Here is a 15,273-nt window from a genome sequence, read left to right on the forward strand (position 1 = left end):
AGCACTGACGATCAGCCGACCACCGAACTGCCGCCCGGCTCGGCCGGGCCAGACAGGAGCCGACACCGATGAGCATCCGCCGCACCCTCGTGGCCGCCGGCCTGCTGACCGCCGCCCTGGCCCTCACCGGCTGCGGCGGGGACGACGCGGGAGCCGTGCCCGACGGCTGGGGGACCCTGGACACGAAGGGCGTCTCCGTGTCGTACCCGGAGGGCTCGGGCGGCTTCCGGGCGCAGACGGACGCCGAGCGCGACAAGCACAACGCGGCCGCCGCCGAACGCGACGAGAGCGGGCGGACGGTGGCGCTGATGACCGTCCAGCTCGACTTCACCCGGGCCAAGTCGGCGGAGCAGGCGGCGATCGCGGCGGAGGCCGGCATCGCGCTCGGCGCGAAGGTCACGTCCGACAAGGACGTGAGGCTCGCGGGGGCCGACGAGGCCAGGCGCGTCGACTTCACCTTCACCGCGACCGGCGAGGACGGCGGTCCCACCAAGGGCACGCCCGTCGAGGGCGTGATCCTGACCGGACTGGACTCCTCGGGGAAGACCTTCGCCGTCCGCGTGGACGCCCAGCGGGGCAAGCTCTCCGACGCCGAGCTGACGAAGATCGTCAAGTCGGTCGAGGTGCACTGATGGCGGCCGCCCGAAGCGCCCCGGCTCCAGGGCGCGGGCCAACTCCCGCGGAGGTGGGGTGACATGGAGATTCCCGGCGCCGGGTACGTCGTCCTGCCGCTGCTCGCCGCCCTGTTCGCCGTCGTCTCGGTGCGCAACGCCGTGCGGCTGGCGAACGCGGCGCGGGTGCTGCGGTACGGGGTGCGGGCGGGCGGTGAGTGCGTGCGCGTCGAGTCCGAGCCGCACAGCGACGCCACGCGGCACTACTTCGCCTTCTACACGGCCGACCGCACGCGGGTGGAGTTCGAGGACCTCGCGAGCTGGTCGACCAACGAGGGCACCCCCGTCACCGTCACCTACGACCCGCGCGACCCCCGGCGCACGGCGACCGTCGCGGGCCGCGGCTCCTGGTCCACCCTCTTCAAGTACACGCTGCTGTGCGTGGGTTGCGGCCTCGCGGCGCTCGGCTTCGCGACGCTGCTCTGCCAGTACGCGACCGGGGGGCTGTGATGGCCCGCCACTCCGGACCGCTCGGTCCCGGGGCGGGCCGCACCCCGGCGCCGGCCCTGGCCCTGGTGCGGTCCTGGGCCACGGGCATCGTCGTGCTGTGCGTCACCGAGTACGTGCAGGTCGAGGGGGTGTACGACCCGCTCGTCGGGCCGGGCGGCGTCGGCTCTTTCGGGGCGGCGCTGGCGCTGGTGCACCTGCCGAACCTGGTCTGCCTCGTCCTCGCCACCTTCGCGGCGGCCCGCGTCCACCCGCTGCCGTGGCGGGAGTCGCCCGTGCGGCACGTGGCCGCAGCGTGCGCGGTGCCGGTCGCCGCGCAGTTGCTGACCCTGGCGCTGGGCCGGGACCGCACGGGGCCCGGGACGTCGGCGTTCTGGATGTCCACGGGAGTGCTGCTCGCGGGCTGCGCGGTGGGACTGCTGCTGGACGCCTGGCGGGAGGACCGGGACCCGCACTGACGGGCGGACCGGGAGAGCCGTGCCGACGGGCGGACCGGGAAAGCCGTACCGGCGGGAGAGCGGGAGCCGCCACGGGGCGGGAGGGGCCGGCGGAGCCACTGAGCGGCGGGTTCGTCAAGAGGCTTGCGCGGTGGGCGGGTTGGGCGTCGATTTTGGTCTGGACCTCTTGACAACCCGATTGGTCTGGACCACCTTTTAGGCCAACGGTGGCCACCGTTCCACTCCCCCTTCTCCTCCCCCCGTTCCCCCTCTCCCCCACCGGAGGCCCCAGTGGATCGCGTACCAGGCATGCCCGGACGCTCAGCCCGCAGACGGACCCGCGTCTGGTCCGGCGCCGTCACCGCCGCCCTCGCCCTGACCCTCGCCGGCACCGGACACGCGTCCGCGGCGGACGTCAACAACGCCAAGAACGCGGGCTTCGAGTCCGGCCTGAGCAACTGGACCTGTTCGGCCTCCAGCGGCGCCGTCGTCTCCTCCCCCGTGCACGGCGGCGCCGCGGCCCTCAAGGCGACGCCCGCCGGGCTGGACAACGCCCAGTGCACGCAGACCGTCGCGGTCAAGCCCAGCTCCACCTACACGCTGAGCGCCTGGGTGCAGGGCGGTTACGCCTACCTCGGCGCCACGGGCACCGGCACCACCGACGTCTCGACCTGGACGCCCGACTCGTCGAGCTGGAAGCAGCTCTCGACGACCTTCACCACCGGCGCCTCCACCACCTCCGTGACGATCTACACCCACGGCTGGTACGGCACGGCCGCCTACTACGCCGACGACGTCTCCGTGCAGGGCCCCGACGGCGGGGGCGGCGGCGACCCGGCTCCCACCGTCCCGGCGGCCCCGGCCGGCCTCGCGGTGTCCTCGACCACCTCGTCCTCGGTCTCCCTGGGCTGGTCCGCGGTGTCCGGCGCGACCGGTTACAACGTGTACCGCGCCGGCACCAAGGTGACGTCCGTGACCGGGACTTCGGCCACGGTGACCGGGCTGACCGCGTCCACCGCGTACTCCTTCCAGGTCACCGCGACCAACTCCGCGGGCGAGTCCGCGAAGTCGGCCGCCGTCACGGGCACCACGGCCGCGACGGGCACCGGCACGGGCACCGGCGGCACCACGCTGCCCAAGCACGCGGTGACCGGTTACTGGCAGAACTTCAACAACGGCGCGACGGTGCAGAAGCTGTCCGACGTCCCCTCCGCGTACGACATCGTCGCCGTCGCCTTCGCGGACGCCACGACGACGCCCGGCGCGGTGTCCTTCACGCTGGACTCGGCGGGCCTGAACGGCTACACCGTCGACCAGTTCAAGGCGGACATCAAGGCGAAGCAGGCGGCCGGCAAGAAGGTCGTCATCTCGATCGGCGGCCAGAACGGCACCATCTCGGTGGCCGACTCCGCCTCGGCGACCAACTTCGCGAACTCCGTCTACTCGCTGATGACGACATACGGCTTCGACGGCGTCGACATCGACCTGGAGAACGGCCTCAACTCGACGTACATGTCGCAGGCCCTGCGTTCCCTCTCGGCGAAGGCGGGCTCCTCGCTCGTCATCACGATGGCCCCGCAGACCATCGACATGCAGTCGACGTCGAACACGTACTTCCAGACGGCGCTCAACATCAAGGACATCCTGACCGTCGTCAACATGCAGTACTACAACAGCGGTTCGATGCTCGGCTGCGACGGCAAGGTCTACAGCCAGGGCACGGTGGACTTCCTCACCGCGCTCGCCTGCATCCAGCTCGAAGGCGGCCTCGCACCGTCGCAGGTGGGCCTCGGCCTCCCCGCGTCGACGAGCGCCGCGGGCAGCGGCTACGTCTCGCCGACCGTGGTCAACAACGCCCTGGACTGCCTGACCAAGGGCACCAACTGCGGTTCGTTCAAGCCCTCGAAGACGTACCCCGACCTGCGGGGCGCGATGACCTGGTCCACGAACTGGGACGCGAGCGCGGGCAACGCGTGGTCCACGTCCGTGGGCGCGAAGGTGCACGGACTGGCGTGACGGCCTGACGGCCCGACGTCGCACAACGGCGGAAGCGGGGTACGGCCGAGGAGGCCGTACCCCGCTTCCGTGTGTGCGTCAGATCTTCTTCTCGGAGGGGGACTTGGCACCGGACTTGCCGGCCGGGTCGGCGTCGCCGCCGTCCTCGTCGCCGTCGTCGGAGGTCTTCGCGTCCGTGTCGGCAGGCTCGGCGTCGGCCTTGTCGGCGGGCTCGGCGGAATCACCGGCGGTCGCCTCGGGCACGTCCGACGCCTCCGACTCCCCTGTCTCGTCAGGCACTTCGTCGTCGGCGCCGTCGTCGAAGTACGCGTCCAGGACCTCGTCGAGGCGCGCCTCCCACTCCTTGTGCCGGGACTTGGCGGCCGCCTCGATCTCGATCGGGTACCAGCGGCGGTCGGGGGTGTGCACGGTGACCGTGAACCGCTTGCCGAAGCGCGGGGACTCGGTCTCGACGGCGCCGATCTCGTCCCAACGGAACTCGCACGCCTGGTCGTCCAGGCTCAGCCGGACGCCCTTCGCGTCGGCGACGATGCGCGCGCGGCGGTCGGCGGCCTCGAAGACCGGGCCGTCGGGCTCGTCCTCGGGCTCCGGCTCCAACTCGGGCTCCGCCTCCGCGTCCGCCTCGTCGGCCGGGGTGCTCGCCCCGGCGTCGGCGGGCGCGTCGGTCCCGCCGGACGCCTCCGGCTCCGCGGCGGACCCGTCCGTGTCCGGCGCCGCGGGCGACTCCGCGTCCGCGGCGCGCCGTTCGGCACCGTCGGACGGTTCGTCCCCGGTGCCGGACGCCGGTGAGGTGAGCCCGGGAATGTAGGCCGGGTCGACTCCGGCGCCGTCCAGGGGCTGGCTGCTCGAACCTATGCGCTGCTCCACAGCGGGCAGTATGGTCGACAATCCTGTGCCGGACACAGTCGGCCCCTGCATCGTTATACGAATCGTGGCCCAGGAGTCCCCGGAGACCCCCGTTCGTCAGCCGAGAACGGCCAGGACGTCGATCTCGACGAGGAGTCCGGCGGGCAGGCCGACGTAGACGGTCGTCCGGGCGGCCGGCGGCAGGGTGAGCTCCTGCTCCTCGAAGTACGCGTTGTAGAGCGCGTTGAACTCGGCGAAGTGGTCGACGTCCGTCAGGTAGACGCGGATCATCATGGCGTCGTCCCAGTGCGCGCCGCCCTCCTCCAGGATCGCCTTGACGTTGGCGAGGGTCTGGAGGGTCTGCTCGCGCAGGGTCGGGCCGGCCGGGGTGGGGGCCTTGCCCTCCTCGGCGGGCAGGAAGCCGACCTGGCCCGCGACCTGGAGGATGTTGCCCTTGCGCACGCCGTGCGAGAACTTCGCCGGCGGCACGGTGTGGGTGGCGGGGACGAGGGCGGTCTTGTCCGTCATGGGGCTTCCTTCGGGGTGTTCGTCGAGATGTTCTTCGGGGCGTTCGGCGGGGCCTCCGCGGGGGTGCCCGCCTGTGTGGGGTTCCTGCCGGAGTACTCGCCGCTGATGGTGTCCGCGGTGCGGCGCACCAGCGGCAGGAGGGTGAGGAGTTCGTCGGCGGTGACGACGACGTTCGGCGCGGACACCGACATCGCGGCGACGACCCGGCCGTCGGCGCCCCGGACCGGCGCGCCGACGCAGTTGATGGACTCCTCGTGGCCGCCGAGGTCGGTGGCCCAGCCCTGTTCGCGCACGGTCGCCAACTCCCGCAGGAAAGCTGCCGCGTTGGGGGTCGATCGGGACGTGTACAGGGGGTATTCGAGCTTCTCGGCGACGGCGCGCCGCTCGGGTTCGGGCAGGTCGGCGAGGAGCAGCTTGGCGACGGCGGCGACGGTGAGGGCGACCGGCCTGCCGACCCGCGAGTACATGCGCACGGGGTAGCGGCTGTCGACCTTGTCGATGTAGAGCACCTCGTGCTCCTCGTACACCGCGAGGTGGACCGTGTGGCCGCACTCCTCGTTGAGGCGCACCAGGTGGGGGTGGGCGATCTCGCGGACGTCAAGGTTCTCGGCGGCCTCCTGCGCGAGCGCGAACAGGCGCGCGCCGAGGCGGTAGCGCTGGTCGGACTGGCGGTAGACCAGGCCGTGTTCGTTGAGCGTGCGCAGCAGGCGCAGCGCGGTGGACTTGTGCACGCCGAGCCGGTCGGCGACCTGCCCGAGGTCCGCGGGGCCTTCGGCGAGCAGCGGCAGGATGCTGAGCGCGCGGTCGACGGTCTGGCTCACGTCGTACGTACCTCCTTCTCGTCCCCGTCCGCTCGTGTCCAGCCGGGGCCGAGTCGCAGTTTCCCCCACGCGTCGTCGTCCAGCGCGGCCAGCCGGTCGGCGTGGCCGCGTCCGGGCGGCGCGGCGAGGTCGCCGGGGACGGTGAGGGCGGCGGCCGCCGCGAGGTGGCCGTGGCGCAGCCGCTCGCGCGGGGGCAGTCCGCGCAGGGTCGCGGAGAGGAACCCGGCGGCGAAGGCGTCGCCCGCACCGACCTCGGCGACGACGTCGACGCGGAGGGCGGGGACGAAGACGCGGTCGGCGCCGTCGAAGAGGGTGGCGCCCCTGCCGCCCTGCTTGACGACGAGCAGCCGGGGTCCGGGCAGCGCGGCGCGCACCGCGTCGGCGTCGCGGTGCCCCCAGAGGGTCTCGGCCTCGTCCGCACCGACGAGGACGAGGTCGCTGCGGCGGGCGAGGGCGAGGAGCACGTCCGCGCCGGCGTCCGCCCCGGCGCCGGGCCACAGGCGGGGGCGGTGGTTGACGTCGAAGGAGACGAGGGGGCGGCCGGGGTCCGGCGCGGTGAGGGTGTGCAGCAGGTCGTGGCAGTCGCCGGAGAGCGCGGCGGTGATGCCCGTGAGGTGCAGGACGCGGCACGCGCGGGCCGCCGCGAGGTCGGTGTTGCGGGGCGACATCGCCGAGGCGGCGGACCCGGCGCGGTAGTACGCGACCTCGTGGGCGTCGGTGGCGCGGTCCCCGGCGGTGCGGAAGTAGACGCCGGTCGGCCGGTGCGGGTCGCGGCGCACGGCGCCCGTGTCGACGCCGTACGCGGCGATCGCGGCGGTGAGGTGGTCGCCGAAGCCGTCGGTGCCGACCGCGCCGATCCAGCGGGCGCTGTGTCCGGCGGCGGCCAGCACGCAGGCGACGTTGGACTCGGCGCCCCCGATGGCCCGGTCGAAGGTGTCGACGTCGGCGAGCCGTCCCGGCGTGCGGGGCAGGAGGGTCACCATGGACTCGCCGAGCGCGACGACGTCCACGGCGCGGGGCGCGGCGGGGCGCGGAGGTGCGGTCACGGCGGCCGGGACTCCTCGTGGTTCTCGGGGGCGGTGCGGGGCGGTGCGCGGGCGGCGGCGCCGTTGACCCCGCGTCGGCCGAGATGTTAGACAGCATGGAGCACCGCACGCAACGGCCGTTGCACAGAATGCAACGCACCTGATCAGGGAGGCTTCATGGCCGACGCACCCGCCAGCCCGTCCCTCGCCGACACGGCACTGGCCCGGCTGGCCGCCGAACGCGTCGACCACCGCTTCAAGGGCCTGCCGCCGGACGCCGACGGGCTGACCGTCGGCGAACTGGCCGCGCAGCGCCGCAACTTGTTCACGGGCGGGTTCACCACGCCCGTCCTCGCGCTGTCCGCCGAGCGCCTGGAGCACAACCTCGCGCTCATGGAGACGTACGCGGAGCGGCACGGCCTCGCCTTCGCCCCGCACGGCAAGACGTCGATGGCGCCGCAGCTCTTCCGGCGGCAGCTCGACCGGGGCGCGTGGGGCATCACGCTCGCGGTGCCCCACCAGGTGCGCGTGGCACGGGCGTTCGGGGTGCGGAGCGTCTTCCTCGCCAACGAGCTGGTGGACGTGCCCGCCCTGCGCTGGATCGCCGCCGAGCTGGCCGCCGACCCCGAGTTCCGCTTCCTCTGCTACGTGGACTCGGTGCGCGGCGTGGAGCTGATGGACGCGGCGCTGCGCGACGGCGCGGGCGCCGCCCCCGGCGGGCGCCCGCTGGACGTCGTGGTCGAACTGGCGGCGGGCGAGGGCGCCCGGACCGGCGCCCGCACGGAGGAGGAGTGCGCGGCCGTCGCGGACGCGGTGGCGGCCACGGGCACCCTGCGCCTGGCCGGTGTCGCGGGCTACGAGGGCGAGGTGCCGTCCGCCGACCCGGACCGCGTGCGGGCGTGGCTGCGCCGACTGACCGCGCTGGCAGCGGAGTTCGACCGGGCGGGCCGGTTCACGGGGGTCGCTTCGATCGTGGTGAGCGCGGGCGGCAGCGCCTGGTTCGACGCGGTGGCCGACGTGTTCGCGGAGATTCCCCGACTGTCCCTGCCGGTAGTGAAGTTGCTGCGTTCCGGTGCCTACGTCTCGCACGACGTGGGCCACTACCGCCGGCTGACGCCGTTCGTGCGCGTGCCGGAGGAGGGCGCGCTGGAGCCCGCGTTCCGCCTCTGGTCGCAGGTGGTGTCGCGCCCCTCTCCCGGGCAGGCGTTCGTCAACGCGGGCAAGCGGGACGCTGCGTACGACCTGGACCTGCCGGTGGTCGAGACGGTCCGCCGCGACGGCGTCGAACTCCCGGCGGCAGGGCTGGAGTTGACCAAGCTGTCCGACCAGCACGCCTGGCTGGAGACCGGGCCGGACGCGGATCTGGCGGTGGGCGACTGGGTGGGGCTCGGCCTGTCCCACCCGTGCACGTCGTTCGACAAGTGGCAGCTCGTCCCGCTGGTGGAGGCCGACGGCACGGTCGTCGACTACGTCCGCACGTTCTTCTAGGAGCACGCCGCCATGACCTCAGCCGACCCCGCACCCGGCACTCCCCTGCCGCGGCCGACCGCGGGCGCCCCCGCCGACCTCGCGGACCTGGTGATCCGGGACGCGGACGTCGTCGACGGCTCGGGCGCTCCCTCCTACCGCGCGGACGTGGCCGTGCGGGACGGCAGGATCGTCGCGATCGTCAAGGAGGCCGCGGCCGCCGGGTGCCAACGCCCGTCCGGGCGACGGACGTTGGACGCCGAGGGTCTGGCCCTGTCCCCCGGGTTCATCGACATGCACGCCCACAGCGACCTGGAACTGCTGCGGAACCCCGACCACAGCGCGAAGGCCGCGCAGGGCGTGACCCTCGAAGTCCTGGGCCAGGACGGCCTGTCGTACGCCCCGGTCGACGACCGCACGCTCGCCGAGGTGCGACGGGCGATCACCGGCTGGAACGGGTACGGCGACGACGTCGACATCGACTGGCGTTCCGTCGGGGAGTACCTGGACCGCCTCGACGAGGGCATCGCGGTGAACGCGGCCTACCTGGTGCCGCAGGGGACCGTGCGGATGCTGGCCCTCGGCTGGGAGGACCGGGCGGCGACACCCGCCGAGCTGGACAGGATGCGCCAACTGGTCGCGGAGGGGCTGGAACAGGGCGCGGTCGGCATGTCGTCCGGTCTCACCTACACGCCCGGCATGTACGCCCCCGACGCCGAACTGACCGAACTGTGCCGGGTGGTGGCGTCCCACGGCGGCTACTACTGCCCGCACCACCGCTCGTACGGCGCGGGAGCGCTCGCCGCGTACGAGGAGATGATCGCGCTGACCCGTGCGGCCGGCTGCCCGCTCCATCTCGCCCACGCCACCATGAACTTCGGCGTCAACGAGGGCCGTGCGCCCGAACTCCTCGCCCTCCTCGACGACGCGCTCGCCTCCGGCGCCGACATCTCCCTCGACACCTACCCGTACACCCCCGGCTGCACGACGCTCGTCGCGCTGCTGCCGAGCTGGGCGAGCGAGGGCGGGCCGGAGGAGATCCTGCGCCGGCTGGCCGACCCGGAGACCGCCGAGCGCGTCCGCCACGACCTGGAGGTGACCGGCGCGGACGGCTGCCACGGGGTGCCCGTCGACTGGGACACCGTCGAGATCTCGGGCGTCGGCGACCCGGCGCTCGCCGACCACGTGGGCCGCACGGTCCGGGAGACGGCCCGCCTGCGCGGCGAGGCCCCGTGGGAGACCGCGCGGCGGCTGCTCGTCGCCGACCGGCTGGGCCCGACGATCCTCCAGCACGTGGGCCACGAGGAGAACGTCCGCGCGATCATGCGCCACCGCGCGCACACCGGGGGCTCCGACGGCATCCTGCGCGGCAGCAAGCCGCACCCGCGCGCGTACGGCACCTTCCCCCGGTATCTCGGGCACTACGCGCGGGAGTTGGGGGTGCTGTCCCTGGAGGAGTGCGTCGCGCACCTGACCGGCCGGCCGGCCGCCCGGCTGCGGCTGCCCGACCGCGGCCTGGTCCGCGAGGGGTACCGCGCGGACCTCGTCCTCTTCGACCCGGCGACCGTCGCGGCGGGCGCGACCTTCGAGGCGCCGCGCACCCCGCCGGCCGGCATCCCGCACGTCCTGGTCGACGGCCGCTTCGTGATCGAGGACGGCCGCCGCACCGGCGTCCTCGCCGGACGCTCGGTGCGGCGCACGCCGGTGGGCTGACCGGGGCGGGGCGGCCGGGCCCGGTACCGGGGTCCGGCCGCCCCGCGCGTCAGCGCATCCTCACGGCTTGGGCAGGGTGCAGCCCGCCGCGCTCAGGTCGAGCTTGTTGTCCACGCCGAAGCAGGCGTCGATCTGGTACGTCTCCTCGGCGTAGTTGATGCCCTTGCGCACGGTGACCTTGCCGGTCTCGTCGACCTCGCACGGGTTGTTCTCCGTGCAGGTCGCACCGTCCTCGTTGCCGGTGTTGTTGACGGCCACGACCTTCCCGGTGGTGGTGTCGATCACGGGCGAGCCCGAGGTGCCGCCGATGGTGTTGCAGGCGGCGGTGTAGCGCAGCGAGTCCTTCCAGGTCCAGCTGCCCTCCTTGAGGCGGTAGACGAAACCGTCGACGTTGCAGGTGTAGATCCGCTTCCAGTACCCGGAGACGACCTTGATCGCGGTGCCGGCGACGGGGTGCGTGTTGGCGAGCGTGAGGGCGGAGATGCCGTACGAGCTCTGGATCTGCGCGTACGTTCGGGTGAGCTGGTAGATCGTGATGTCGGTGTCGGTCATCGTCGAGTACGCGACCTTGGACGCCCGCAGGGTGGCGACCTGGGAGCCGGCCGAGTTCAGCAGGCCGAAGGAGCGGGTGGACGCCTGGTCGACGATGACCTGCCCGGCGGCCGGGAAGCCGGTCTCCAGGCAGTGGCCGTTGGTGAGCACCAGCGCCGGGTCGTCGGACGCGGAGTCCGCGAAGCGCACGACCGAGCCGGAACAGTTGCTGAGCGCCACGGTCCCGGCGTAGTTCACGGTCACGGCCGCGGCGGCCGGGGCCGGCGCGGGCGCGGCGGACGCCGCCGTGGGCACGGCGACCGCGGATGCCGCGCCCGTCCCGGTGATCACCAGGGCGGTCAGCGCGGCGCGGAGAGGCTTGTTCATGTGGGGGTCCCCTCGCAGACGTGGGTGGCCGGAGATCTTCCGGCACCTCGTGTCTTGTCATGTGCATTCTGAGGTGACGGGGACGAGCGCGACAAGGAGTCGTCGCACGGGCGGTATGCACCCCGCCGGCCCAACTGGCTTGAATGCAAGCCGCATTGACGTCGCACCCGGACCGGGCCCCCGGCCGGCGCACCCCCGGCGCACTGCGGCTCACTCCCGGGGCACGCGCCGCCCCGTGAGCCGCCGCGCGTCACACCCCGCACCTCCGGGACCCCCCGCGTGGCGGAAAACACGACCCGTCCGCCGTTACCCGGCCGTAAGCTCCTTGACATGCAGGTGATCCAGTCGACCAAGCTCGCCAACGTCTGCTACGAGATCCGTGGCCCGGTCCTTGAGGAGGCGATGCGGCTGGAGGCGGCAGGCCACCGCATCCTCAAGCTCAACACCGGCAACCCGGCGGCGTTCGGTTTCGAATGCCCACCCGAGATCCTGGAGGACGTTCTCCGCAACGTCTCGACGGCCCACGGCTACGGCGACGCGAAGGGCCTGCTGGCCGCCCGCCGCGCCGTGGTCATGCACAACCAGACCCTCGGCATCGAGACGGACGTCGAGCACGTCTTCATCGGCAACGGCGTCTCCGAGCTGATCGTGATGGCCATGCAGGGCCTGCTCGACGACGGCGACGAGGTGCTCGTCCCCGCGCCGGACTACCCGCTGTGGACCGCCGCGGTCTCGCTGTCCGGCGGCACCGCCGTGCACTACCGCTGCGACGAGCAGTCCGACTGGATGCCGGACCTCGCCGACGTCGAGCGCAAGGTGACCGACCGCACCAAGGCGATCGTGATCATCAACCCGAACAACCCGACGGGCGCGGTCTACGACGAGGCGGTGCTGCGCGGCCTGACCGACATCGCCCGCCGCCACAACCTGCTGGTCTGCTCGGACGAGATCTACGACAAGATCCTCTACGACGACGCCGTGCACGTCCCGACCGCCGCCGTCGCCCCCGACCTGCTGACGCTGACCTTCAACGGCATGTCGAAGGCGTACCGGGTGGCCGGCTACCGGGTGGGCTGGATGGCCGTCTCGGGTCCGCGCGCGCACGCCGACTCCTACATCGAGGGCCTGACGATCCTGGCCAACATGCGGCTGTGCGCCAACATGCCGGGCCAGCACGGCGTGGTCGCGGCGCTCAGCGGCCGGCAGACCATCAAGGACCTCGTCCTGCCGGGCGGACGGCTGCGCGAGCAGCGCGACACCGCACACGAACTGCTCACCCAGATCCCGGGCGTGACCTGCGTGAAGCCGCGCGGGGCGCTGTACCTGTTCCCGCGGCTCGACCCGAAGGTGTTCAAGGTCAAGGACGACCGGCAGATGGTCCTGGACCTGCTGCGCCGGGAGAAGATCATGGTGGTCCAGGGCACCGGCTTCAACTGGCCCGAACCGGACCACTTCCGCGTGGTGACCCTGCCGTCGGTGACCGACCTGCGCGACGCGGTGGGCCGCATCGCCCGCTTCCTCGACGGTTACGGACAGCCGTAGACATCCGTAGACAGCCCTAGACGCCTGCCGGGTACCGGCCCCGCCACCGCCGGTGCCCACCCGGTTCCGTGGAGCGAACCGGCTCAACTTTAGACGCGTTCCAATGTAGGATGGTGTCCTGCCCGGTCAGGAGGCCGTCCCATGTACGAACCGATCCGCTCCAAGTCGGTCCACAGCCCGGTGGCCGGCCCCGCTTCCGACTTCCCCCACCGCACGCGCGAGGAGGAGCTGGACATCCAGCTCGCGGGGCACCTCGCGGCACTGCTCTCCGTCACGGACGAGCTGCGCCTGCTGGCCCCCTCCGCCGACCTGGACGCGGCGGCGGGCCGCCTCGCCGAACAGGTGACCAGGCTGCGCTGGGGAGCGTCCCTCCCCGAGCGGGTCCGGGAACCGTCGGGCAGCCGCCCCTCCGCGCGCCCCGCCCCGGCGGACGCCGCCCGCGGCCCGCGGGCCGCCGACCTCCACCGGCGGGCGCACGCGCTCGCCGGGCGCGCCCTGGTCGTCGCCGCCTCCCGCGCCGACACGGCGGCGGCCATCCTCGCCGCCGAGCGCATGGACGCCCACGCGGCCGCCGGGGAACCCAGCGGCCTGGCCGCCTGACCGCACGCGTGAGGGCGGGGACCACACCTCTCGGGTGCGGTCCCCGCCCTCACGCGTGTGCCGCGCCGCGCCGCCGGCGTGCTGTCTCCCGGCGGCGCCCGCGTGCACCGCGGCCGGCCGTGACGACGTCGCGGGTCAGGGCAACGCGGCCGGCCGCGGAACTCGAGTGCCGCACGGGCACGTCGGGTCGGGCTCAGCCCAGGCGCTCGACCAGCGCCCGGTACTCGTCCCACAGCTCCTTGGGCGTGTGGTCGCCGAAGGTGTTGAGGTGCTCGGGCACCAGGGCCGCCTCCTCGCGCCAGACGTCCTTGTCGACGGTGAGCAGGTAGTCGAGGTCGGACTCCGACAGGTCCAGGCCCTCGGTGTCGAGCGCGCCCTTGGCCGGCAGCACGCCGATCGGGGTCTCCACGCCCTCGGCACGCCCGTCGAGGCGGTCGACGATCCACTTGAGCACGCGGCTGTTCTCGCCGAACCCGGGCCACACGAACTTGCCCGCGTCGTTCTTGCGGAACCAGTTCACGTAGTAGATCTTCGGCAGCTTCGCCTGGTCCTTGCCCTTGGCGACGTCGACCCAGTGGCCCATGTAGTCGCCCATGTTGTAGCCGCAGAACGGCAGCATGGCGAACGGGTCGCGGCGCAGCTCGCCGACCTTGCCCTCGGCGGCGGCGGTCTTCTCGGAGGCCACGTTGGCGCCGAGGAAGACGCCGTGGTTCCAGTCGAAGGACTCGGTCACCAGCGGGACGGCGGTGGCGCGGCGCCCGCCGAAGAGGATCGCCGAGATCGGCACGCCCTTCGGGTCCTCCCACTCCGGCGCGATGATCGGGCACTGCGCGGCCGGGACGGTGAAGCGGGCGTTGGGGTGGGCGGCGGGGACGTCGGAGTCCGGCGTCCAGTCGTTGCCCTTCCAGTCGGTCAGGTGGGCGGGCTTCTCCTCGGTCATGCCCTCCCACCAGATGTCGTTGTCGTCGGTGAGGGCGACGTTGGTGAAGACCGCGTTGCCCCACAGCGTCTTCATCGCGTTGGCGTTGGTGTGCTCGCCGGTGCCGGGCGCGACGCCGAAGAAGCCGGCCTCGGGGTTGATCGCGTAGAGGCGGCCGTCCTCGCCGAACCGCATCCAGGCGATGTCGTCACCGATCGTCTCGACGGTCCAGCCGGAGACCGTGGGCTCCAGCATCGCGAGGTTCGTCTTGCCGCAGGCGCTCGGGAACGCGGCGGCGACGTACTTCGACTCCCCGCGCGGCGGCGTCAGTTTGAGGATCAGCATGTGCTCGGCGAGCCAGCCCTCGTCGCGCGCCATGACGGACGCGATGCGCAGCGCGTAGCACTTCTTGCCGAGCAGGGCGTTGCCGCCGTAGCCGGAGCCGTAGGACCAGATCTCGCGGTCCTCGGGGAAGTGCGAGATGTACTTCGTGCTGTTGCACGGCCACGGCACGTCCGCCTCGCCCTCCTGGAGGGGGGCGCCGAGGGTGTGCACGGCCTTCACGAAGAAGCCGTCCTCGCCCAGTTCGTCGAGGACTGCCTGCCCCATGCGCGTCATCGTGCGCATCGAGACGGCGACGTAGGCGGAGTCGGTGATCTCCACGCCGATCGCGGACAGCGGCGAGCCGAGCGGGCCCATGCAGAAGGGGACGACGTACATGGTGCGGCCGCGCATGGAGCCGCGGAAGATGCCGCCGTCGCCGTCCTTGCCCTCGAAGGTCTCCCGCATCTCGGCGGGAGCCATCCAGTTGTTGGTGGGGCCGGCGTCCTCCTCCTGCTCGGAGCAGATGTACGTCCGGTCCTCGACCCGCGCGACATCGGTCGGGTCGGAGGCGGCGTAGTAGGAGTGGGGGCGCTTGACCGGGTCCAGTTTCCTGAAGGTGCCCTTGCGTACGAGCTCTTCGGCGAGCCGCTCGTACTCGGCCTCGGATCCGTCGCACCAGACCACGTTGTCCGGCTGCGTCAGTTCGGTGATCTCGTTCACCCACGCGACCAGGTCACGGTGGGTGGTGGGGACGACGGGGGGTGCCGCGATGTCGCGCGCCACGATCGCTCCTAAATGAGGGATTTGTGTTGGTTGCCCCGTGGGGGCCGCGACCCGGACGCCTGCTTCCGCTCATCCGGTGCCGACCGCACTCATTTGATCCTCCGATGCGAGTGCCCATCTGTCCAGGGGGCCTCACATACGAGCGAAGTGAGCCTCGCCACGTGTGACCGTGTTTTTTTGCGTCCACATGACGTTCGCCGTAAGGACTTTTGGCAC

The 15,273-nt window shown here is 72.6% G+C and carries 14 protein-coding genes; 8 read left to right on the forward strand and 6 right to left on the reverse strand.

The genetic code is table 11. The annotated features are described in order from the left end of the window. The first annotated feature begins 68 nt into the window (after nt 1–68). The 4 genes from ACFZA0_RS31875 to ACFZA0_RS31890 all read left to right on the forward strand — a co-directional run bounded on the left by ACFZA0_RS31875 (nt 69) and on the right by ACFZA0_RS31890 (nt 3,571). On the forward strand, nt 69–632 hold the full coding sequence (locus tag ACFZA0_RS31875; protein ID WP_391023402.1) for a hypothetical protein: 564 nt from the start codon (nt 69–71) through the stop codon (nt 630–632). 63 nt (nt 633–695) lie between these two features. Beyond that, complete coding sequence (locus ACFZA0_RS31880) at nt 696–1,121, forward strand: DUF3592 domain-containing protein (RefSeq protein ID WP_391023404.1); 426 nt, start codon at nt 696–698, stop codon at nt 1,119–1,121. Continuing rightward, on the forward strand, nt 1,121–1,576 hold the full coding sequence (locus ACFZA0_RS31885; protein WP_391023406.1) for a hypothetical protein: 456 nt from the start codon (nt 1,121–1,123) through the stop codon (nt 1,574–1,576). Before ACFZA0_RS31880 ends, ACFZA0_RS31885 begins: the two co-directional genes overlap by 1 nt. Before the next feature lie 288 nt (nt 1,577–1,864). Next, nucleotides 1,865–3,571, forward strand: coding sequence for a glycosyl hydrolase family 18 protein (locus ACFZA0_RS31890; RefSeq protein WP_391023407.1), 1,707 nt, complete (start codon nt 1,865–1,867; stop codon nt 3,569–3,571). A gap of 78 nt (nt 3,572–3,649) precedes the next feature. Here the strand turns inward: ACFZA0_RS31890 and ACFZA0_RS31895 are convergent, their stop codons facing one another. The 4 genes from ACFZA0_RS31895 to ACFZA0_RS31910 form a co-directional block, all read right to left on the reverse strand. Then, nucleotides 3,650–4,438: a hypothetical protein gene (locus ACFZA0_RS31895; protein ID WP_391023409.1), complete on the reverse strand. Its 789-nt coding sequence runs from the start codon at nt 4,436–4,438 to the stop codon at nt 3,650–3,652. 96 nt (nt 4,439–4,534) lie between these two features. Further along, a complete protein-coding gene (locus tag ACFZA0_RS31900; protein WP_391023411.1) occupies nt 4,535–4,945 on the reverse strand; it encodes a Rid family hydrolase in 411 nt (136 codons plus the stop codon). Further along, nucleotides 4,942–5,766 carry an IclR family transcriptional regulator C-terminal domain-containing protein gene (locus ACFZA0_RS31905; protein WP_391023413.1) on the reverse strand — a complete coding sequence of 275 codons (825 nt, stop codon included), beginning with the start codon at nt 5,764–5,766 and terminating at the stop codon, nt 4,942–4,944. The genes ACFZA0_RS31900 and ACFZA0_RS31905 overlap by 4 nt, the downstream gene beginning before the upstream one ends. Continuing rightward, nucleotides 5,763–6,812, reverse strand: a complete 1,050-nt coding sequence (locus tag ACFZA0_RS31910; protein WP_391023415.1) for a PfkB family carbohydrate kinase — start codon at nt 6,810–6,812, stop codon at nt 5,763–5,765. Before ACFZA0_RS31910 ends, ACFZA0_RS31905 begins: the two co-directional genes overlap by 4 nt. Before the next feature lie 156 nt (nt 6,813–6,968). On the opposite strand from ACFZA0_RS31910, the gene ACFZA0_RS31915 reads away from it, so the two are divergent. Both ACFZA0_RS31915 and ACFZA0_RS31920 read left to right on the forward strand, forming a co-directional pair. Continuing rightward, nucleotides 6,969–8,279, forward strand: a complete 1,311-nt coding sequence (locus ACFZA0_RS31915; RefSeq protein WP_391023417.1) for an alanine racemase — start codon at nt 6,969–6,971, stop codon at nt 8,277–8,279. A 12-nt stretch (nt 8,280–8,291) separates the two neighbouring features. After that, nucleotides 8,292–9,971: an amidohydrolase family protein gene (locus tag ACFZA0_RS31920; protein WP_391023419.1), complete on the forward strand. Its 1,680-nt coding sequence runs from the start codon at nt 8,292–8,294 to the stop codon at nt 9,969–9,971. Nucleotides 9,972–10,031: 60 nt separating this feature from the next. Here the strand turns inward: ACFZA0_RS31920 and ACFZA0_RS31925 are convergent, their stop codons facing one another. Beyond that, complete coding sequence (locus tag ACFZA0_RS31925; protein ID WP_391023421.1) at nt 10,032–10,889, reverse strand: trypsin-like peptidase domain-containing protein; 858 nt, start codon at nt 10,887–10,889, stop codon at nt 10,032–10,034. A gap of 330 nt (nt 10,890–11,219) precedes the next feature. On the opposite strand from ACFZA0_RS31925, the gene ACFZA0_RS31930 reads away from it, so the two are divergent. Both ACFZA0_RS31930 and ACFZA0_RS31935 read left to right on the forward strand, forming a co-directional pair. Further along, nucleotides 11,220–12,431, forward strand: coding sequence for an aminotransferase class I/II-fold pyridoxal phosphate-dependent enzyme (locus ACFZA0_RS31930; RefSeq protein ID WP_391023422.1), 1,212 nt, complete (start codon nt 11,220–11,222; stop codon nt 12,429–12,431). A gap of 141 nt (nt 12,432–12,572) precedes the next feature. Further along, complete coding sequence (locus ACFZA0_RS31935; protein ID WP_391023424.1) at nt 12,573–13,031, forward strand: hypothetical protein; 459 nt, start codon at nt 12,573–12,575, stop codon at nt 13,029–13,031. Nucleotides 13,032–13,224: 193 nt separating this feature from the next. Here ACFZA0_RS31935 and ACFZA0_RS31940 read toward each other — a convergent pair whose 3' ends face one another. Next, nucleotides 13,225–15,057, reverse strand: a complete 1,833-nt coding sequence (locus ACFZA0_RS31940) for a phosphoenolpyruvate carboxykinase (GTP) (protein ID WP_391023425.1) — start codon at nt 15,055–15,057, stop codon at nt 13,225–13,227. Nucleotides 15,058–15,273 lie beyond the last annotated feature (216 nt).

Origin of the sequence: Streptomyces sp. NPDC008150 (assembly GCF_042956945.1) — a bacterium.
Taxonomy (GTDB): Bacteria; Actinomycetota; Actinomycetes; order Streptomycetales; family Streptomycetaceae; genus Streptomyces.